The organism is Pseudoxanthomonas sp. JC1303 (assembly GCF_058448525.1).
Genome location: NZ_CP185958.1, coordinates 1,073,744 through 1,092,793, shown reverse-complemented (window position 1 = coordinate 1,092,793; position 19,050 = coordinate 1,073,744). Strand labels below are relative to the sequence as shown.

General features: G+C 67.4%; 17 protein-coding genes. 10 read left to right on the top strand and 7 right to left on the bottom strand.

Annotated elements, in window-relative coordinates; genetic code table 11:
• Complete coding sequence (gene motB, locus ACORQU_RS04925; RefSeq protein ID WP_491643735.1) at positions 1 to 1,173, top strand: flagellar motor protein MotB; 1,173 nt, start codon at positions 1 to 3, stop codon at positions 1,171 to 1,173.
• An 18-nt stretch (positions 1,174 to 1,191) separates the two neighbouring features.
• On the opposite strand, the gene ACORQU_RS04920 is transcribed toward motB, so the two are convergent.
• The gene (locus ACORQU_RS04920; protein ID WP_491643734.1) at positions 1,192 to 2,895 is read right to left on the bottom strand and encodes a PQQ-dependent sugar dehydrogenase; all 1,704 of its coding nucleotides are present in this window, start codon (positions 2,893 to 2,895) and stop codon (positions 1,192 to 1,194) included.
• Between the two features lie 74 nt (positions 2,896 to 2,969).
• A complete protein-coding gene (locus ACORQU_RS04915) occupies positions 2,970 to 3,863 on the bottom strand; it encodes a LysR family transcriptional regulator (protein WP_491643733.1) in 894 nt (297 codons plus the stop codon).
• Positions 3,864 to 3,990: 127 nt separating this feature from the next.
• Between ACORQU_RS04915 and ACORQU_RS04910 the strand changes: the two genes are divergently transcribed.
• Complete coding sequence (locus ACORQU_RS04910; protein ID WP_491643732.1) at positions 3,991 to 4,416, top strand: DoxX family protein; 426 nt, start codon at positions 3,991 to 3,993, stop codon at positions 4,414 to 4,416.
• Between the two features lie 85 nt (positions 4,417 to 4,501).
• Positions 4,502 to 5,224, top strand: a complete 723-nt coding sequence (locus ACORQU_RS04905) for a pirin family protein (RefSeq protein WP_491643731.1) — start codon at positions 4,502 to 4,504, stop codon at positions 5,222 to 5,224.
• A 56-nt stretch (positions 5,225 to 5,280) separates the two neighbouring features.
• Here the strand turns inward: ACORQU_RS04905 and ACORQU_RS04900 are convergent, their stop codons facing one another.
• Complete coding sequence (locus ACORQU_RS04900; RefSeq protein WP_491643730.1) at positions 5,281 to 6,123, bottom strand: class I SAM-dependent methyltransferase; 843 nt, start codon at positions 6,121 to 6,123, stop codon at positions 5,281 to 5,283.
• A gap of 70 nt (positions 6,124 to 6,193) precedes the next feature.
• Complete coding sequence (locus ACORQU_RS04895; protein ID WP_491643729.1) at positions 6,194 to 6,961, bottom strand: NAD(P)H-dependent oxidoreductase; 768 nt, start codon at positions 6,959 to 6,961, stop codon at positions 6,194 to 6,196.
• Between the two features lie 85 nt (positions 6,962 to 7,046).
• Between ACORQU_RS04895 and ACORQU_RS04890 the strand changes: the two genes are divergently transcribed.
• Positions 7,047 to 7,949 carry a LysR family transcriptional regulator gene (locus tag ACORQU_RS04890; protein WP_491643728.1) on the top strand — a complete coding sequence of 301 codons (903 nt, stop codon included), beginning with the start codon at positions 7,047 to 7,049 and terminating at the stop codon, positions 7,947 to 7,949.
• Between the two features lie 281 nt (positions 7,950 to 8,230).
• Here the strand turns inward: ACORQU_RS04890 and ACORQU_RS04885 are convergent, their stop codons facing one another.
• Positions 8,231 to 8,398: an oxidoreductase-like domain-containing protein gene (locus ACORQU_RS04885; RefSeq protein ID WP_271644464.1), complete on the bottom strand. Its 168-nt coding sequence runs from the start codon at positions 8,396 to 8,398 to the stop codon at positions 8,231 to 8,233.
• A gap of 57 nt (positions 8,399 to 8,455) precedes the next feature.
• Here ACORQU_RS04885 and ACORQU_RS04880 point away from each other — a divergent pair, with 57 nt between their 5' ends.
• From ACORQU_RS04880 to ACORQU_RS04870, 3 genes are all read left to right on the top strand, one after another.
• Complete coding sequence (locus ACORQU_RS04880) at positions 8,456 to 9,592, top strand: mechanosensitive ion channel family protein (protein WP_491643727.1); 1,137 nt, start codon at positions 8,456 to 8,458, stop codon at positions 9,590 to 9,592.
• Positions 9,593 to 9,863: 271 nt separating this feature from the next.
• Positions 9,864 to 11,339 carry a SulP family inorganic anion transporter gene (locus ACORQU_RS04875; RefSeq protein ID WP_491643726.1) on the top strand — a complete coding sequence of 492 codons (1,476 nt, stop codon included), beginning with the start codon at positions 9,864 to 9,866 and terminating at the stop codon, positions 11,337 to 11,339.
• A 648-nt stretch (positions 11,340 to 11,987) separates the two neighbouring features.
• Positions 11,988 to 12,815 (top strand): alpha/beta fold hydrolase, encoded by an 828-nt coding sequence (locus tag ACORQU_RS04870; protein WP_491644959.1) that lies wholly within the window; start codon positions 11,988 to 11,990, stop codon positions 12,813 to 12,815.
• A gap of 73 nt (positions 12,816 to 12,888) precedes the next feature.
• Here ACORQU_RS04870 and ACORQU_RS04865 read toward each other — a convergent pair whose 3' ends face one another.
• Positions 12,889 to 13,221, bottom strand: a complete 333-nt coding sequence (locus ACORQU_RS04865; RefSeq protein ID WP_491643725.1) for an RcnB family protein — start codon at positions 13,219 to 13,221, stop codon at positions 12,889 to 12,891.
• A gap of 482 nt (positions 13,222 to 13,703) precedes the next feature.
• Between ACORQU_RS04865 and ACORQU_RS04860 the strand changes: the two genes are divergently transcribed.
• From ACORQU_RS04860 to ACORQU_RS04850, 3 genes are all read left to right on the top strand, one after another.
• Positions 13,704 to 15,254 carry a glycoside hydrolase family 64 protein gene (locus tag ACORQU_RS04860; RefSeq protein WP_491643724.1) on the top strand — a complete coding sequence of 517 codons (1,551 nt, stop codon included), beginning with the start codon at positions 13,704 to 13,706 and terminating at the stop codon, positions 15,252 to 15,254.
• 197 nt (positions 15,255 to 15,451) lie between these two features.
• A complete protein-coding gene (gene treA / locus ACORQU_RS04855; protein WP_491643723.1) occupies positions 15,452 to 17,095 on the top strand; it encodes an alpha,alpha-trehalase TreA in 1,644 nt (547 codons plus the stop codon).
• Positions 17,096 to 17,207: 112 nt separating this feature from the next.
• Positions 17,208 to 18,083, top strand: coding sequence for a DMT family transporter (locus ACORQU_RS04850; protein ID WP_491643722.1), 876 nt, complete (start codon positions 17,208 to 17,210; stop codon positions 18,081 to 18,083).
• 21 nt (positions 18,084 to 18,104) lie between these two features.
• Here the strand turns inward: ACORQU_RS04850 and ACORQU_RS04845 are convergent, their stop codons facing one another.
• A complete protein-coding gene (locus ACORQU_RS04845) occupies positions 18,105 to 18,893 on the bottom strand; it encodes an SPFH domain-containing protein (RefSeq protein ID WP_491643721.1) in 789 nt (262 codons plus the stop codon).
• Positions 18,894 to 19,050: the final 157 nt, after the last annotated feature.

The window sequence follows — 19,050 nt, the reverse complement described above, 5'->3', positions numbered from 1 at the left end:
GTGGCCGAGACCAAGTCCACCGTCGTCATCCGGCGGGTCAAGAAAGTCCAGGGCGGCGGCCATCACGGCGGCGCCTGGAAGGTGGCCTACGCCGACTTCGTGACCGCGATGATGGCCTTCTTCCTGGTGCTGTGGCTGGTGGCGGCCACCAGCAAACAGGAGCGCGCGGCCATCGCCGAGTACTTCAAGAACCCCAGTCCGCTGGAGGGCAAGTCCATGGCGCCCTCGCCGGGCATGAACGGCCCGGGCGGCGCCAGCAACTCGATGATCAAGCTCGGCGGCACCATGGATCTGCCCAAGGGCAGCATGGACGAGCCGTTCGGCCGCGAGAAGAAGTCCGGCGCACAAGGCGAGCAGGACAAGCGCAACGAAGAGAAGCAGCGCCTGGAGGCGCTGATGCAGGACCTCAAGGAAGCCATCGGCAAGAGCCAGGCCCTGGAGCCGTTCAAGGACCAACTGCTGCTGGACCTGACGCCCGATGGCCTGCGCATCCAGATCGTGGACAAGCAGAACCGGCCGATGTTCGACGTGGGCAGCGCGCACCTGAAGGACTACACCATCGCGATCCTCCATGAGCTGTCCGGCTTCATCAATCAGGTGCCCAACCACATCAGCATCACCGGGCACACCGATACCACCGCTTACAGCAACGACGCCGGCTACACCAACTGGGAACTCAGCGCCGACCGCGCCAACGCCGCGCGCCGGGCGCTGATCGGCGGCGGCATGGAGCCGGAGAAGGTGACCCGCGTGGTGGGGCTGTCCTCCTCGGTGCTGTTCGACAAGACCAATCCCACCAACCCGATCAACCGGCGCATCAGCATCGTGGTCATGACCCATGATGCCGAGGCCGCCGCACTGGCCGGTAGCGGACAGGGCGTGGCGCTGAGCAAGCCGCTGCCCGATGCCGATACCAACGTGCCGGACCTGAGCACGCCGCCGGAGCAGGGCGAGGCCGCCGTCGCCCAGGCCGACGGCGCATCACCGGCCGATGGGCATGCCGAAGCTGAAGTTGCACGGGCCGCGCCGCAGCCCGGCGCCGACACCGGCAAGGTGACGGTGCTGCGCACCTCCACCCGCGCACAGGTGGCCGATGCCGGCGCCCTGGCCAGGGCGGCCGAGACCGCCGCCGCGCAGGCTGCGCCTCCCGCCCGCGCCGCCCAAGGGCCCTGATCCGCGCACGCGCCGTGGCTACGGCCCGCGATACACCAGCCGCCAGACCACGCCGCCCGCGTCGTCGCTGACCAGTAGCGCGCCATCGGGCGTGCCGGTGACCGCGGCCGGCCGGCCCCAGACATGGGCATCGTCGACGACGAAGCCGGTCATCACGTCCTGGTAGCTCCCGGTGGGCGCGCCGTGGGCATCGACCGGGATGCGGATCAGCTTGGGGCCCGTGCGTTCGCGCCGGTTCCACGAGCCGTGTTCGGCAACGAAGGCCGAGCCGCGCCAGTCGGCCGGCAGCTTGGCTTGCGGCGCGAAGCTCATGCCCAGCGAGGCCGAATGCGCCTGCAGCAGCACGTCGGGGACGTTGACCTTGCCCTTCAGGTCCGGGCGCTCGCCGGCGCGACGTGGGTCCTCGTGATCGCCCAGGTACCACCACGGCCAGCCGAAGAAGCTGCCGGCCGGCACGCGGGTCACATAATCGGGCACCAGGTTGTCGCCCAGGCGGTCGCGCTCGTTGGTCGAGCACCACAGCGTGCCGGTGCCCGGCTGCACGGTCAGCCCCGAGCAGTTGCGGATGCCGGTGGCGTAGGTGCGCTGCTGGCGGCCATCGGGCGAATACGCGCGCACCTGGGCGCGGTGTTCCTCCTCACCCCACGCCGCGCCCAATCCCTGCTCGGCCTCCCAGGCCTTGGCCTGCGCGGGGGATTTGGTGCCCATGCCATCGGCCACGTTGGACGCCGAGCCCACGCCCACGAAGAACCACTGGCCGTCCTGGGACAAGGCCAGGTCGCGATTGGAATGCCCACCGGTCCCGGGCGAGAACGCCGACACGATCACCTCAGGCTTGCCCTCGGCCGCACGCTGGCCGGGGCGATAGGGGTAGCGCACCAACTGGTTGCTCTGCGCCACGTACAGCCAGCGCGGCTGTGCACCGGCCGGATAGAACGCCAGCCCGTAAGGCCCGTCCAGCCCACTGGCGAAGGTCAGCGTGCGCGCGGCCTGGTGGCCATCGGCCGAGGGCACCAGCACCTGGATCCGCCCGCTGTCCGGCTCGGACACGAACACATCGCCGTTGGGGGCGACCTTGAGGATGCGCGGGCCCTGCAGATCCTGGGCGAACACGCTGACCTCGAAGCCGTCCGGCACCAGGGGCATCGCGCCGGCCGGGCGCGGGACGACCCGGCTGGAATTGCTGGCCGACGTCTCCGGCGCGGGCGCCGGCAGGTCGGCGAGGCGGATGTGGTGCGTCTTGCCCGGTGCATCCTGGCGCCAGCCGCCGAACACGCCGGTGTCGGCAGTCGCGCCGTTCCCGCCGGCCTGCTGATTTACCGCAGGCTTCAGCGTGCCCAGGAAGGCCACGATATCCGCGCGTGCCTGTTGCTGCTCCACCGCCATGGGCATGGAGGTGCCGGGCGCCATGGCCTGCGGGTTGGCCAGGAAGGTCCGCAGCCGCTCGGCATCCCAGCGCCCGTCGAGGTTGCGCAGCGCCTGGGTGTAGCTGAAGTCCGCCCCGGCGACCTTGCGCCCGACCACGCCGCCCAGCGCGGGGCCCTGGCCGCCTTCGCCGGCCGGACCGTGGCAGATCGCGCATTGCGCCTGGTAGAGCTGGTCGCCATGTCCGGCATCGGCCTGGGCGGCGCAGGCGGCCAACGGAACACCCAACAAGCCGGTGAGCAGGAGTCCATGCGCGGGTCGGCGCTTGGTTGGGGCGGGGTGTGAATGCGGAATCATGGACGTAGCGCTCCTCCGGGCGGCGTGGCCAGCGAGCATAGCCGCGCGCCTGTCGTCGCTGCGGATGCGGCGACTCAGCCGCGCGGCGCGCTCGCGAAGCGTGAGTGCAGGAACTCCACGAACGCCCGCACCGCCCGCGACGCCTGGCGATGCTGCGGATACACCGCATGGATGGCGGCCGGCGGTGGGCAGTGGTCTTCCATCACGCTGACCAGGCGCGCGTCGGCAAGCGCCTGGCCGACGATGAAGGTGGGCAGGTAGGCGATGCCCAGTCCGGCCACGGCCGCGTCGCGGACCAGCTCACCGTTGTTGACCCGCAGGCGGCCGCGCATGGCCTGCACCTCGCGCCGGCCGGCGTGCTGGAAGGTCCACTCCACATGGCGGCTGTGTCCATACAGCAGGCAATCGTGGTCGCGCAGGTCGGCGGGCGTGGCTGGCGTGCCGCGTCGGGCCAGGTAGTCGGGGCTGGCGCACAGGCGGATCTGCATCGGGGCGATGGTGCGCGCGACCAGGCTCGAGTCGGGCAGGGTGCCGATGCGCACGGCCACGTCGTAGCCCTCGCCGATCAGGTCCACCGTGCGATCGCTCAGGTCCATCTCCACGCTGACTTGCGGATGGGCCAGCAGGAACTGCGGCAGCGCCGGGCCCAGGTGCAGGGTGCCGAAGGACATCGGCGCACTGATCCGTAGCAGCCCGCGCGGGGTGGTGTTCTGGCGAGCGATGGCCTCTTCGGTCTCGTCGAACTGGCGGATCAGCCCGCGCGCCTGCTCGAGATAGACCAGGCCCAGCTCGGTGGGGCGCAGCTGACGGGTGGTGCGGATCAGCAGGCGCACGCCCAGCCGCGCCTCCAGCGCGGCAACGCGCTTGCTCAGGAACTGCTTGGACAGACCCAGTCGATCGGCCGCGGCGGTGAAGCTGCCCGCGTCCACGATGGTCACGAACAGGCGCATGTCTTCGAGTTGGCTCATTGTCTCTTACAGGTTGACAGTGTGGCGCCACGCGCATGGTTTTTCGCTATCGGAGGCGACACTAGCATGGCTCCACGGTTCGGCGGTCCCGCCACCGCCCTTTCCACCACCGCTTTGGAGCTTTGCCATGAACACCAAATCCTTCGCGTTCTCCGCTGCCGCCGGCCGTGTCCTGATCGGCGCCCTGTTCCTGATCAGTGGCGTCGGCAAGCTGGCCGCGCCGGCCGCCACCAAGGCCTACATCGCTGCCAGCGGCATGCCGCTGCCGGACCTGGCCTTCCTGGGCGCGGTCATCGTCGAAGTCGGCTTTGGCCTGGCGCTGGTACTGGGCTATCGCACCCGGCTTGTGGCCGCGGTCATGGCGCTGTTCGCCCTGGTCACGGCGGTGATGTTCCACCACGCACTGGGCGACACCAACCAGTTCATCCACTTCTTCAAGAACGTCTCCATCGCCGGTGGCCTGCTGCAGGTCGTGGCGTTCGGCGCCGGTGCCCTGAGCCTGGATGCCCTGCGCGAGCGCCGCCAGCCGCAGCTGCGCGCTGCCGTCCTCTGACCTGCTTCACCCGGTGCGCCCTCCCGGCGCACCGGTCCCTGATCCGATTGTTTGATCCTTCCCCGCATTGACCAGGAGATTTCCCATGTTCGACGTCACCCAAGCCAACACCCGCGGACTGGCCAACCATGGCTGGCTGTCCTCCCGCCACACCTTCTCCTTCGGCCACTACTACAACCCCAACCAGGTCGGCTTCTCGGACCTGCGCGTGATCAACGACGATCGCGTGGCCCCGGGCCAGGGTTTCGGCAAACATCCGCATAACGATATGGAGATCTTCTCCTACGTGTTGGAAGGCGCGCTGGCGCACAAGGACTCGATGGGCACCGGCTCGGTGATCCTGCCGGGCGACGTGCAGTTGATGAGCGCCGGCACCGGGGTGGCCCATAGCGAGTTCAACCATTCGCAGAGCGAGGGCGTGCACTTCCTCCAGATCTGGATCGTGCCCGGCCAGCGTGGCACCGAGCCGCGTTACCAGCAGCGCAATTTCTCCACGGAAGAAAAGCGCGGCCGCCTGCGCCTGGTGCTGTCGCCGGACGGGGCGGAGGATTCGCTGCAGATCGGCCAGGACGCCCGCGTGTATGCCGGCCTGTTCGATGGCGCCGAAACCGCCACCCTGAGCCTGCCGCCGCAGCGCTACGCCTATGTCCACGTGGCCCGCGGCACCGTATCGCTCAATGGTCAGGTGCTGCGCGAGGGCGACGGCGTGCGTATCCGTCAGGAAGACCAGCTGGTCTTCAGCGATGGCCAGGACGCCGAGGTGCTGGTGTTCGACCTGCGTCCGCACGAGCTGCCGCAGATGCCGTAAACAGGCGCAGGCTCGTCTTATCCACCACGCCGCACGGGGCAACCCGTGCGGCGTTTCTATCTGCGCACCGCCAGCACGCCGTCCAGTGCCAGCTGCGCCTTGAACCCGGCTTTCTCCAGGCGCCTGGCCACTTCGCGCGGGACGTCGCGGCCGCTGGTGAGCTTGTTCGGACTGCCGGTGTAGTGGAACAGCCGGCCGCCGCGCTTGAGCACCCGCGCCAGCTGGTCGTAGAAGGTCTGGGCGTAGAGCTCTCCGGCGATGCCGAACCGGGGCGGGTCGTGCAGCACCGCATCGAAGGCCGCATCGGGCAGCAGGGCGATCTGCGTGGACACATCGCCGTGGGTCAGCTGTAGGCGCCCGCCGGTCTCGGCCGCAGCCGGATCGGGCGACCACGGATTGAGCGTGCGCAGCCACAGCACGCTCTCGTTCTTCTCAAAGGACTGAAGCCGCGCCACGCCGGCTTCCAGACAGCACGCGGCGAAGTAGCCCAGCCCCCCGCAGGTGTCCAGCACGGCCTTGCCGCGCGGTTCCACCAGGGCGACCTTGCGGCGCGCGTCGTCCAGCGGGGATTCCTTCGAGGTGGGCAGCATCTTGATGCCGTCGATCTCGAAGGTCGGCACGTTCCATTCGGTCGGCACCAGCTTGATCAACGCGCCCGCAAAGCGCGACACCGGCACGAAGTCCTCGCCGTCGAAGTGATACAGCGTGCGGTCGCGGGTCTTGCCCGGATACGGATACCGCACGCCATGCCAGTCCCAGCCATCGGCGTGCAGCCGCGCGGTGCCGGTTGAGCGACCGAGATCCAGTGAGCCGGTCCATTCGGCCAGTCCTGCGTCGCGCGCGGCGCTCAGGGCCTGCGCGGTGGAACGGGTCAGCAGCGGTGCGGTCGAGTGGGGCACGGCGGGGCGGGCAGCGATCGGGCCCGCATCGTACCGGAGCACGACCGGCCCTGGCGGCCGGTCTGTACGCTCAGTCCGCGAGATGGATCGACAGGTCGCGCCTGCCCGGGGCGTGCTGCTCGGCCAGGGTGTGTCGGTCCGGGTAGTCGCCGCCGTTCTGCGGACGGAAGCGCAGGGGCGCTTCATCGAACAGGTGGGCGACACGCGTGGTCCAGGCCGATGTCGCCGCCGCGACGCCCGCCGCGTCCTGCCGCCCGCTGTCGTGGAGCGCGAAAGGCGCCAGCACCTGCATGCCGGGATAGAACAGCGTGCCGTGGGTGATGGGAAACAGCAGCTGGTCCAGACTGCCATTGATGCCGCGCGGACCGTAGTCCGCGGCCGGACCACCGATCGACACGGCCAGCAGGGCGCGCTTGCCGGCAAAGCCGCCCTCGCCGTAGCGGTAGGCATTGCCCGCACCGCGATAGCCGTAGGCCAGGCCGAACGCCCAGACCCGGTCGATCCAGCCCTTCAGGATCGCCGGCATGCCGAACCACCACATTGGGAACGCGAGAATCAGCGCATCGGCGGCTTGCAGCTTGCGCTGCTCGCCAGCCACGTCGTCGCTCTGGCGGCCGTTCGCATACGCATGCCCGGATTCGGCGATGAAGGACAGGCGACTGGCATCGAGGCGGTCAGGGAAATCCTGCGCGTCGAAGACCGCCTTCCAGCCCATGGCATACAGGTCCGAGGTCTGGACCTCGTGGCCCTGCGCGAGCAGCACCTGCTGCGCGGTACGGGCGAGATGGCTGGTCAACGAGCTGGGTTCGGGATGGGCGTAGACAATCAGGACATTCATGGCGATGGCCGGTCGGGAGTGAGACGCCACCATAGGAATGAGCTCGCTATAGTTGAAATGAATTCTCATGATTCCTGGTATAGCCATGAACGATCTCAGGCGCCTGGACCTCAACCTGCTGGTGACGCTCGACGCGCTGTTGGCCGAGAACAACGTCACCCGCGCCGCGCAGCGCCTGCATTTGTCCCAGCCCTCGGTCAGCGTGCAGCTGGCGCGCCTGCGCGCGCTGCTGGACGACCCGTTGCTGTTGCCCGGACCACGCGGCATGCGTCCCACCGCCCGCGCCGATGCCCTGCGCGAGCCGCTGCGCGCCGCGCTGGAAACCTTGGGCCGTGCCATCGCGCCACCGGCACCGTTCGATCCGGCCAGCGCCCGCCAGACCTGGCAGGTGGCCGCGACCGACTACGGCGCGACTACCATCGTGCTGCCTGTGCTGGCGCGTCTGCGGACGGCCTCGCCCGGCACGCGCTTGGCCGTGCGCGAAATGGTGCCCCAGCACATCACGCGTCAGGCCGAGGCCGGGCGGATCGATCTGGCCTTCCATACCGTGGAAGGGGCGCCTGAGGGCCTGCGCCAGCGCATCCTGTTCGACGAGCGCTACGTACTGGCCGGCCGCGCCGGCCATCCGGGCCTGAAACGGCGGCCGACGCTGGCCCAGTTCTGCCGACTCGACCATGTGATCGTCTCGCCCTACGGCGGCGGCTTCCGCGGCCCGACCGATGCGGCCCTGGACACACTGGGGCTCAAGCGCAACGTGGCCCTGTCGGTGCCGCACTTCTTGTTCGTGTTGTCCGCGCTGGCGTCCACCGACCTGGTGGCGATGGTGCCCGCCCGACTGGCCCACGGGCATCCGGCGCTGCGGGTCGTGGCAGCGCCACTGGCGGTCCCCGGTTACCAGATGGCGATGCTGTGGCATGAGCGCGTGCATCGCGATCCCGCGCACCAGTGGCTGCGCGCGCAGATCCTATCCGCCGTGCAGCAGCGCTAGCGCGTGTTCCTTGCACGTCGGCGGGCGGGTGATCGATGTCCTTTGCCACGGGCATCACCACCCGCCGATTCCCCGGCTTTTTGGCATCGGCAGATGATCCGTCGATGGACTCACCGCCTGCGGGTTGCGGCCGGAGCATTGGTGCAAAATCGTCATTGATCCCCGCACAGGCGACGCGCCGTGGGCGTGGAACGTGTAGAGAGGCAAGCGAAGGGGTTCACATTCGCGCGCGATGTTGCGACCCTGAGTCCGCGAGCGGCCGGTTTCCTTGCGTGGGCGTGTCAGGCTTGTGCTTCGGGATGCCGCGCGCGCCATGCGGCGAGGCGTTCGCGATAGCGCGCCAGCTCCTCCGCGTAGAGGTCATACACGCACGGATCGCAGCCGCTGTCGCAGCAATCGCTGGGGAGCGGCGCCTCTGGCGCCACCGGGCACGGGTCGTGTTCGTCCATGCCCCGATTATCCCCCGCGCGCCTATCGGCGCACCAAACTTCCTTCCCATTGGAGACATGATGAACTGGTTGAACGACTACACCGTGCTGGACAACAGCCTGCAGGCCTGGCTGACCGCCGCCGGCATCACGGTGCTGATCCTGATCGTGCTGGCCATCGCCCGGCGGGTGATCGCCAACCGTCTGGGCGCGATCGCTAAGCAGGGCACCACGATCGACCGGGTCTTCGAGTCGCTGGCGTACATGGTGCGCGGCACGCGCATGTGGCTGATGTTCTTCGTGGCCCTGCATTTCGGCCTGCAGGTGCTGGAGCTGCCCGAGCGTGCCTACAGCATTGCCGGCAAGGTGGCGGCGGTCGCCCTGCTGCTGCAGCTCGGGATGTGGGGCACGCGCCAGGTGAAGTTCTGGATCGACGACTACCGCGACCGGGCCACACAGGAAACCAATCTCGGCGCCACCACCAGCCTGGGCGCGATCAACTTCATCGGGCTGACCGTGCTGTGGGCACTGGTGCTGCTGACGGTGCTGCAAAGCATCGGCGTGAACATCACCGCGCTGGTGGCCGGTCTGGGCGTGGGCGGCATCGCGGTCGCCCTGGCGGTACAGAACATCCTGGGCGACCTGTTCGCCTCGCTGTCGATCGTGATCGACAAGCCCTTCGAGGTGGGCGACTTCGTGGTCGTCGATGCCTTCGCCGGCACCGTCGAACACGTGGGCCTGAAGACCACCCGCCTGCGCGCGCTCAGCGGCGAGCAGCTGGTGTTCGCCAACAGCGACCTGCTGGGCGCACGCGTGCACAACTACAAGCGCATGCAGACCCGACGCATCGTGTTCGAGTTCGGGGTGTTGTATTCGACCCCGCACGACAAGCTGGCGGGCATCCCGGACACGGTCAAGGAGATCCTGGAACGGATCGACAACGCGAACCTGGATCGCTCGCATTTCAAGGCATTCGGGGCCTCCTCCTACGATTTCGAGACCGTGTACATCATGCAGACGCCGGACTTCAACGCGTACATGGACGTGCAGCAGGCGATCAACCTGGCCCTGGTGCAGCGCTTCGCCGAGCAGGGCATCGATTTCGCCTTCCCGACCCGCACCATCGATTTCTCCAATCCGCTGACGATTCGCCAGCTGGCCGACGAGGAGCAGGGGCGCGAAGCGGCGGGTACGCAGGCCTCCTCGACCGGCTGAGGGCAGTCCCCATCCAGGCCCGACGCCGGTGGGCCTGGACCACGCCCGGTCGCGCAGAGGGGACTCGACTGCAATGCCGGAGTCGAGGCGGAGCGCGATCACATGGCCGACGTGCTGGCTTACGGAGGCGGGACACGCAAGCGCATCTGCCGTCATCGCGTCGCTTCGTCTTCGCTGCGCCGGGTGCATGTAGCGGACACCTTGGGCAGAATAAGGCACTCGTCATGCCCGCGCCGATGTCTGCGCGGGCACCGTCCCTGCAGGAACCCCCATGTCCTTCGTCCGATCCGAACTGGCGCAATGGCGCCACAAGCCCGTGCGCGAGCTGCTGGCTGGCGCCGTGGCCACCTTTGCGCTGATCCCCGAAGTCATCGCGTTTTCCTTCGTGGCCGGCGTCGATCCGCAGGTGGGGCTATATGCCTCGTTCGTGATCGCCATCGTGATCGCCTTCGCTGGCGGTCGTCCGGCGATGATCTCGGCGGCGGCCGGCTCGGTCGCGCTGGTGGCCGCGCCGCTGGTGGCCAGCCACGGGCTGAACTACCTGCTGGCTGCGGGTGTGCTGGCCGGTCTGATCCAGATCGTGTTCGGCCTGCTGCGGCTGGGCGCGCTGATGCGCTTTGTCAGTTCCTCGGTGCGTACCGGCTTCGTCAATGCGCTGGCGGTGCTGATCTTCAGCGCGCAGCTGCCCCAGCTGGCCGGGGCCACCATGGCGACCTGGGTGATGCTGGCGCTGGGGCTGCTGATCATCTACGGCCTGCCGCGCGTGCCGCTGCCGGGCGTCAAGGTCATTCCCTCTCCGCTGATCTGCATCGTGGTCCTCACCCTGGTCGCGCAGGGCATGGACCTGCCGCTGAAGACCGTGGCCGACCTGGGCAAGCTGCCCAGCAGCCTGCCTGGCTGGCACGGCATCGTCGTGCCGCTGGACCTGGCGACCCTGCAGGTGATCGCCGGTCCGGCCCTGGCCATCGCCATGGTCGGCCTGCTGGAATCGATGATGACCGCGCGGGTGGTCGATGAGTTGACCGACAGCCCCAGCAGCAAGAACCGCGAGTGCACCGGCCTTGGCCTGGCCAACATCGGCGCCAGCCTGTTCGGCGGCATCGCCGGCTGCGGCATGATCGGCCAGACCGTGGGCAACGTGAAATACGGCGGGCGTGGGCGGCTGTCCACGGCGTTTGCCGGCGTGTTCCTCTTGGTGCTGATGGTGCTGCTGAAGGACTGGGTCTCGCGGGTGCCGGTGGTGGCCCTGGTCTCGATCATGGTGATGGTCTCGGTCTCCACCTTCGACTGGGGCTCGCTGCGCAAGCTCATCGAGCATCCGCGCCTGTCGAGCATCGTGATGATCTCCACCGTGGCCGCGACCCTGATCTCGCACGACCTATCGATCGGCGTCGGCCTTGGGGTACTGCTCAGCGCACTGTTCTTCGCCTGGAAGGTCGGTGGCGCATTCCACGTCGAGCATGACGTGTCGAGCGGCAGCGACGGCGTGGTGGCGCACCGCTACCGGGTGCGCGGGCCGGTGTTCTTCGCTTCGGCCGATGCGTTCATCGACACCTTCGATCCGCGCGAAACCGAGCACAGTCCGGTGGAACTGGATGTCTCCGACGCCCGCTTCTGGGATGTCACCGCGCTGGCGGCGCTGGACAAGGTCAGCGAGCGCTTTGCCCATCACGGGTGCCAAGTACGCGTGACCGGCCTGGACCAGCGTGCGCTGCTGCCGGACGGGGCAGAGGAAATCGCTGGTTAGGCCATTTGCCCAATCAATTGAAAGAGCCCTCGATCACATCGAGGGCTCCGCTTCAGGGTGCTCGCGCTAATCAACCAGTGACCATGGCGGCCAAAGGCGTGCGAGGTGGAGTTCTGGAAGGCGAGGTCGGGCCGAGACTCTCTGGTTTGACGATTCCAAGAGCGCCCTCAGAAATGAGCTCAACTGGACACCACCTCAGGCAGACCGCATAACGAGTCTCGCAGTCTGTATTCCCTGCTGCGACGCAGGCTTGATACGCGGGGACGCACGAATTGCAGTTCGGGATAGCCAATGATTCTTCAGAAAAGGCAAGGGATGCGATTGCGGTGAGCGTCAGACTGCCGGCGAGAAGGCTAAATTTCATCCTGATATCTCCTTAACCGCTCCGTCATTGGAGCAGCCTGAGATTGATGCAAACCCCGGGGCTTATCTGTGATCCGCTGCAAGATACGCGTGTTCTCATCCGGGGTTTAGCGGTACACGCGATGCTCACATGCGTGAGTGACAGATGCACTCAAGCGTGCTGAATAGGGCAACTTGATGGAGTCTTAGCGGGCGCTTCATCGTAGGGGTGTGGACGAAGGGGAAGATGAGGAAACGTGGCGAAGGCTATCGTCGCGTCCGCTTCACTCTCAGAGAGAGATCCCAATGTCCGCGCTCCCCAAATCCGTCAATCCCGTTCGCCTGTACATAGAAGACAGCGGCGGGCAGGGACGTCCGATTGTCCTGATCCATAGCTGGCCGCTGTCCTCGGCGGCATGGCGGGCGCAGCTGGGGCCGTTGCGCGAGGCTGGGTATCGGGTGATCGCGTATGACCGCCGCGGCTTCGGGCGGTCGGACAAGCCCTCGACCGGATACGACTACGACCATCTGGCGGACGACCTGGCCAGCGTGCTGGACGAACTGGATTTGTACGATGTCACCCTGGTCGGCTTCTCCATGGGCGGTGGAGAAGTTGCGCGTTACATCCGGCGATACGGTCAGGCGCGCCTGCGCAGCGTGGTATTCGCCTCGGCCGTGCCGCCCTATCTACTGAAGACGGTGGACAATCCGGAGGGCCCGCTATCCAGGCAGACGGCGCGTGGCTTGGTCTCGGACCTGACGGCCGACCGCGACGCATTCTTCGAGGATTTCACCAAAGGATTCTTCACCGCACGGGGCGAGGTGAAAGCAACCGACGCGCAACGAAGTGACACGGTGGCGCTTTGCCGCCAGGCCGACCAACGTGCAGCGTTGGGCTGCGCGGAGGCCTTCGGCTCCACTGATTTCCGCGAGGATCTCGCGCAGGTCGGTCTTCCCACCCTGGTGCTGCACGGCGATGCCGACGCCATCGTGCCGCTGGAAGGCTCGGGTGCGCGCACGCATGCGGCGATCGCCGGCAGTGAGCTGGTGGTGATTCCGGGTGCGCCCCATGGCTGCAACCTCAGCCACGCCGAGGCATTCAATCGCGCGCTTCTGGACTTCCTGCACCGCTAGGGCAGGGCAGTCGCCCGTATCGAGAGGTGCCCGCAATACGTGCGGGTGCGTACCGCACGATGCCGACGGGCGCTCAGTACCCCAGGGCTTCGGCGATCAGCCCGGTCGCAACCTCGACCAGGAGATACCGGTCATCGACCGGACGGACCCAGCGATAACCTCGCGGCGGCGGCGCCAGGTGATATTCGCGGTAGTCCACGTAGTAGCCGTCGTAGTCCCCGCGCGGCAGATGCTCGCCGCGCTTCCAGGCTTGCTTCTGCCAGCCCAGGTGCTTGCCATTGTCATGACGCCCTTGAGCCTTGGGGTTGTGGCCATTGCCGTGACCATGGCCCTGGGCCATGGCCGGGGAGGCGGCCAGCGCTGCGGTGCACAGCAGCAGGCCGGCAAGTGTCGTGCGTGCGCTCATCCCGCGTCCTCCTCGCGGTTTAGGTGCACAGCACCCTAGGCAGTTCGACGTGAACCCCGGGTGCAGCCACGCTCGGGACAAAGCGCGTGGTCATGGGTCAGGCGCGTGGCTTGAGGTGGCCGATGGCTGGGCCGATCCGCCAGACCGTGTCTTGTAGCGGGGCGCACACTCAGATGCCTGGGCCTGCAAGCGCCTTTGCCAGCGGCGCTTGGGTTCAGGTCCGGTCCGGGACAGCGCGGGGCATGTGTTTGGTCAATCACGCTTTCCCCTGTGCCGCTGCCGCTGGACCGATTCGCCGCATGTTGCAGGGTGTCATGGCGTTGCGGGACAGCCTGCTCATCAGGAGGCGGATCGGCGTGACAGGATGCCGGCCCCGCGTGCCCGTGCCACCACCGGCATCGCCCGTTGCGAAGGGCGCGCGGCGTGATGGATCCATTCCTGCAGGCATTCCCGGCCATCGGCCGGTCAAAAGGAGAGATTGCATGCAACGTATCGCATCGTGGTTGATGGTCAGTTTGGCCCTCTTGTTGCTGGGCGCATGGCTTCCGCAGGCGCGCGCCCAGAGTGCGGCCGACTACACCCAGGGCGTGACCGTGTCCGGCACCACCGGCACGATCTGGTTTTCGCCGACCGGCGGCACGACGTCCTGGGTGGACGTGCACTACGCGCTCAATGGCGGCGCCCAGCAAAACCTGCGCATGAGCTACAACGCCGGCAACGGGCATTACGAAACCACCGTGGCACCGGTCAATGCCGGCAACACGCTCGATTACTTCTTCACTTACAACAAGGGCGACCCGGCCTACGACAGCGCGCACTATCAGTTCACCGCCGGGACCGACGCGGGCACCGATCCGCCGGGCGACGATGGGGGGAATGCCGGTGGCAGCTGGAATGGCCAGACCACCTTCCACATCGTCAACCAGACCAGTGGCCATTGGGCCGATGCGGACGTGTACTGGGCGATCATCGGCAAGGACTGGAACACCGGGCAGTTCGTCCATGTGGATGCCAGCGGCAACCTGGTCCCGATGGCGGTCGGCGACAACGGGGCGCTGACCAAGAACGGTGAGGGATATACCAACTACTTCCACACCCTGGCTCAGTCCAGCCAGGTCACCATCCCGCCACTGGATTCGGCGCGCATCCTGTTCTCGGTCGGTTCGCCGATGTACATCAAGGTCCTCATCGACGGCGACGGCAACCTGGGCTATGCCGGAGCCAACATCGAGAACGCCTCCGACCCGAACATCGATGTGTACTTCGACTTCGGCGAGATGGCGATCCTGCCGCCGGGCGACCCGCAGCAGGGGATCTTCGTCAACACCACGCGGGTGGATCACTTCGGCTTTCCGCTCAAGCTGCGGGTGCAGGGGCTGGGCGGCTTCGACCAGACCGTGGGCGAGCCGTTGACCGAGTCGCGTGATGCGATCTTCTCCGCGTTCCAGGCCGCAGTGCCGACGCCGTTCGTGTCGCTGGCGCAGGCGCCGTACGCGCCTTACCGCATCGTGGCCCCGGCGCATGCCAGCTTCAACGCCGGTGGCGCCAACGGCAACTACCTGCAGTCCTACATCGACGCGATCTGGGCGCGGTATCGCAACGAGGACTTGGTGTTCACGTTGCAGAACCTGGGCACCTTCCACGGGTGGGTCAGCGGCAACACCTTCGTGTTCACCGGCGGCAACGCCAATGGCACGTACTACATCAATGGGTTACCGACGACCTCGGAGGTGTTCCTGGGCAACGGCCTGTTCAACGATCCCAACGGCGCCAGCAACGTCGATGTGCAACTGCAGATCCAGGCGCAGATCTCGGCGGCGATCAACCGTCATGTGCTGGAAACGCCGTCGCTGTGGTACGACCAGCCCTCGCATTACCCCGCCGGGCAGGCCGCCAACTGGTATGCGAAGTTCTGGCACGACCATGGCATCAACGCATTGGCCTATGGCTTCTCGTACGACGATGTGGGCGACTTCAGTCCCTCGCTGCACACCAGCGCACCGACCGACGTGACCTTCACGATCGGCTGGTAAGCCCTGCCGCGTCCGCAAGCCGTGTCGGCCATGCGGAGGTGTTTGACGACGCGGGTCTTCAAGCGGAGGCCCGCGTCGCCGTGCCGGCGCGTGGTGCAATGCATCATGCGTGAGGGTGGGCCGAGTCTTGCCTGAGGTGCACGGAGGGCTGGCCGATGAGGCACACTCGCGCCTCAGATTCCCATCACGGGCTGCCCATGCGCCTTCGCCATCGTTGTGCCGTGTTGTCTCTGTCCTGCGTGGTGATGCCGGCGCTGCTGGCATCGTGTGCCAGCGCGCCTTTACCCGTGACTGCAGTGCCCGCCGCACCGGCGCCGGCTCCTATGCCGCGCACGCCCGACCAGTTGTATCCACAGCTGTTCCAGGCGGTGCAGATGGGCGAGGTGTTCGACGACCAGAAGCACTTCGTGGACATGACCGTGCGTGGCGATCCTGCGCAGGTGGAGGCGGCCTTCCTGGCCGAACGCGGTGCGCCGGGCTTTGACCTCAAGGCGTTCGTCGCCGCCCATTTCGACGAAGACCCACCGTTGCAGACGCCGACGCTGCGCCAGGACGACGATCTGCGCACGCACGTCGACGCGCTATGGCCGGTGCTGACCCGCGATTTCAGCCACGTGCCACCGCACGGCAGCGCCCTGGCCCTGCCCGAGCCGACCGTGGTGCCCGGGGGGCGCTTTCGCGAGGTGTATTACTGGGACTCGTACTTCACCATGCTGGGATTGGCCGAGAGCGGGCATGACGATCTGGCGCGACAGATGCTGGACAACTTCGCCTACCAGGTCGACACCTATGGCCACATCCCCAACGGCACGCGCAGTTATTACCTGAGCCGCTCGCAGCCGCCGTTCTTCGCCTACATGGTCAGTGACGCGGCCACGCGCGGGGGTGAGGGTGTGTATCGACGCTATCTGCCGCAGCTGCAGGCCGAATACGCCTACTGGATGCGCGGCAGGGATGGCCTCACGCCAGGCGGGGCCAGCGAGCGGGTGGTGAAGCTGGCCGACGGCAGCGTGCTTAACCGCTACTGGGACGACCGCGATACGCCGCGCCAGGAGGCCTGGGTGCACGATATCAGGACCGCCGCAGAGGTCCGGGCAACGCGCCCGGCGGGCGAGGTCTATCGCGATCTGCGCGCGGCCGCCGAGTCGGGCTGGGACTTCTCCAGCCGCTGGTTCGACGACCCGCGGACGCTGTCCAGCATCCACACCACGCAGATCGTGCCGGTGGACCTCAACAGCCTGATGTATCACCTGGAGACCACCCTGGCGGCCGCCTGCAGGCAGCAGCCCGGTGCCTGCACGATCGACTACGCCGCGCGCGCCAAGCAGCGCCAGGCGGCGATCGAACGGCACCTGTGGAATCCCGCTGGGTACTACGCCGACTACGACCTGCGTACCCGGGCGCCGCGTGCGCGGGTGACCGCCGCGATGCTGTTCCCGCTGTTCGTCGGGCTGGCCTCGCCGGCACACGCGCAAGCCACCGCGCAGACCGTGCAGGCGCAGCTGCTTGGCCCGGGCGGGCTGGTGACCACGCCAGTACGGAGCGGCCAGCAGTGGGACGCGCCCAATGGCTGGGCACCGCTGCAGTGGGTCGCCGTGGCCGGCTTGCGCCGCTACGGACAGGACGCCCTGGCCGGGCGGATCGGACGCAGCTTCCTGGCGCGCGTGCAGGGCGTGTTCGAAGCCGAGCACAAGCTCACCGAGAAGTACGACGTGCTGGCCCAGGGCCAGGGCGCCGGTGGCGGCGAATATCCCAACCAGGACGGCTTCGGCTGGACCAACGGGGTCACCCTGATGCTGCTGGATCTGTACGGACGTCCTGAGGCGTCCTCCGCGCCTTAGGCGCTGATGCGAAATCGGCATCGTGGTTGGCATCGACCCGTGGCCGGGCCCGTAGACTGTGCACGGAAGGAGGCGCCATCCGGCGCCTGCCGTGGTCAAGGTGGAATCGGGGATGTTGAAGGGTGTGCTGCTGGGCTTTGCGTGCTACGCGGCCTATGCGATCAGCGATGCATTCGTGAAGTTGCTCGAGGGCACGCTGCCCATCTACGAGGTGGTGTTCTTCGGTGCGATGCTGATGCTAGTCGCGTTGCCCTTCATCAAGAAGCCCGGCGACCGCTGGCGCGAGGTGGTGATGGCGCGCAAGCCGACGGTGTGGCTGTTGCGCGCCTTCTGCGGGGCGGTCGGCAACCTGACCTCGGCCATCGCCTTCACCGAGCTGCCGATGGCCGAAGCCTTCGCCTTGATCTTCCTCATGCCGATCTTCGTGACCGTGCTGTCGGTGCTGCTGCTGCGCGAGGAGGTCCACTGGCGTCGCTGGACGGCGGTGGTGGTGGGCTTCATCGGTGTCTTGGTGGTCCTGCGGCCGGGCTTCCGCCAGCTCAGCGAAGGCCACGTGGCGGCCATCATTTGCGGGCTCACCGGTGCGGTGGGCGTGATCAGCCTGCGCATGGCGGGTCCGGAGGAGAAGCGCATCACCCTGTATGGGGCTGGCGTGCTGGGGCCGCTGCTGATGGGCGGCCTGCTGATGCTGCCGCACTTCGTCTGGCCCACAGCCACCCAGTGGCTGCTGGTGGCCGGTTACGGCCTGCTGGCCGGGCTGGCGGCGATCCTGATGATGTACTCCACCCGCCTGGCACCGGTCAGCGCGGTGGCGCCCACCCAGTACAGCCAGATGCTGTGGGCGCTGGTGTTCGGCTACTTCCTGTTCCACAACCGGCTGGACTGGCCCACCGGCGTGGGCATCGCGCTGATCCTGGTATCCGGGCTGGTGACCTTTGTCCGCTGGAGCCAGGTCACCACCTGGCGCCGCCGCACGCGGATCGTCTGATCCGCGCCGACGGGCACGGCCTTACTTGGCGACGACGCTGGTGCCGCTGGGCACCATGTAGCAGGCCGCGGCCTTGGTGCAGGCCTCGGCGTTGATCTCGGCGATCTGCCGGGCCAAGTACTGCTCGGGGGTGAGATTCATCGCGTTGCGGTAGGCGTTGTCGGCATCGGCCATAGCCTTCTGTTCCTTGGCGCGCTGCAGTTCGGCATTGGTCGCCTCCACCAGGGTCTTGACCCGCTGCTGCTGGGCGGCGGTGAGGTTCATCTGCTGCAGCACGTTGGGGTTGGGTTTGGCCCGGCCCAGGGTGATGTTCATGATCTCCACGTCCAGGCCCTGGTCCCTGACCACCTTGCGGATGGCGGCGGTGACCGCGTCATCGATGCGCTGGGCGGTGGTGACATCGCTCATCATGCTGGTCATGTCGAAGCGCTTGACCTGGTCGCGCACGATGGCCGCGTACTGGCTGCTGATGTTGTTCTTGAACCAGTCCGGCCCGAACTTGCGCAGCAGGTTGGGCGCATGGGTGATGCGGTACTGGATGGTGGTTTCGAAGTCCAGCAGGATGTTGTCCGACGAGGAGAAATCATCGAAAGACACCGACAGCACCTGCGGGCTGACATCGACCACGATGGCGTCGGTGGTGAGCCAGGTGTAGGCCAGGCCGGGTTTGATGGTCTCCTCGCGGATGCCGCCTTCACCAAACACGCGCGGCCGGTCGATCAACACGGCCTCCTGGCCGGGGTCGACCTTGACCACGGTGCAGCCGCCCACGCTGGCCGCGCAGGCCAGCGTCAGAAAAACACGCTTCATATTGTCCCCTTGGAATGTCCTTGCAAGCCTGCACACCCTGCGGCGGCGGGTCGAAGCCGATGATAAGGGCCGCGTGGCGGCCGGTGCGGGGTTGTCCTACCCCGCCCGCCGCCCTTGCCCGATGCCGCCATCTGGTTCCGGGCGCGAAGCTTTCCCG

Coding starts and splice junctions, on each gene's coding strand:
- ACORQU_RS04910 (WP_491643732.1), top strand. CDS start 3,991: ATGAACACCAAATCCTTCGCGTTCTCCGCTGCCGCCGGCCGTGTCCTG.
- ACORQU_RS04865 (WP_491643725.1), bottom strand. CDS start 13,221: ATGAGCGCACGCACGACACTTGCCGGCCTGCTGCTGTGCACCGCAGCG.
- ACORQU_RS04860 (WP_491643724.1), top strand. CDS start 13,704: ATGCAACGTATCGCATCGTGGTTGATGGTCAGTTTGGCCCTCTTGTTG.
- ACORQU_RS04885 (WP_271644464.1), bottom strand. CDS start 8,398: ATGGACGAACACGACCCGTGCCCGGTGGCGCCAGAGGCGCCGCTCCCC.
- treA (WP_491643723.1), top strand. CDS start 15,452: ATGCGCCTTCGCCATCGTTGTGCCGTGTTGTCTCTGTCCTGCGTGGTG.
- ACORQU_RS04905 (WP_491643731.1), top strand. CDS start 4,502: ATGTTCGACGTCACCCAAGCCAACACCCGCGGACTGGCCAACCATGGC.
- ACORQU_RS04890 (WP_491643728.1), top strand. CDS start 7,047: ATGAACGATCTCAGGCGCCTGGACCTCAACCTGCTGGTGACGCTCGAC.
- ACORQU_RS04870 (WP_491644959.1), top strand. CDS start 11,988: ATGTCCGCGCTCCCCAAATCCGTCAATCCCGTTCGCCTGTACATAGAA.
- ACORQU_RS04895 (WP_491643729.1), bottom strand. CDS start 6,961: ATGAATGTCCTGATTGTCTACGCCCATCCCGAACCCAGCTCGTTGACC.
- ACORQU_RS04875 (WP_491643726.1), top strand. CDS start 9,864: ATGTCCTTCGTCCGATCCGAACTGGCGCAATGGCGCCACAAGCCCGTG.
- ACORQU_RS04915 (WP_491643733.1), bottom strand. CDS start 3,863: ATGAGCCAACTCGAAGACATGCGCCTGTTCGTGACCATCGTGGACGCG.
- ACORQU_RS04845 (WP_491643721.1), bottom strand. CDS start 18,893: ATGAAGCGTGTTTTTCTGACGCTGGCCTGCGCGGCCAGCGTGGGCGGC.
- ACORQU_RS04920 (WP_491643734.1), bottom strand. CDS start 2,895: ATGATTCCGCATTCACACCCCGCCCCAACCAAGCGCCGACCCGCGCAT.
- ACORQU_RS04880 (WP_491643727.1), top strand. CDS start 8,456: ATGATGAACTGGTTGAACGACTACACCGTGCTGGACAACAGCCTGCAG.
- ACORQU_RS04850 (WP_491643722.1), top strand. CDS start 17,208: ATGTTGAAGGGTGTGCTGCTGGGCTTTGCGTGCTACGCGGCCTATGCG.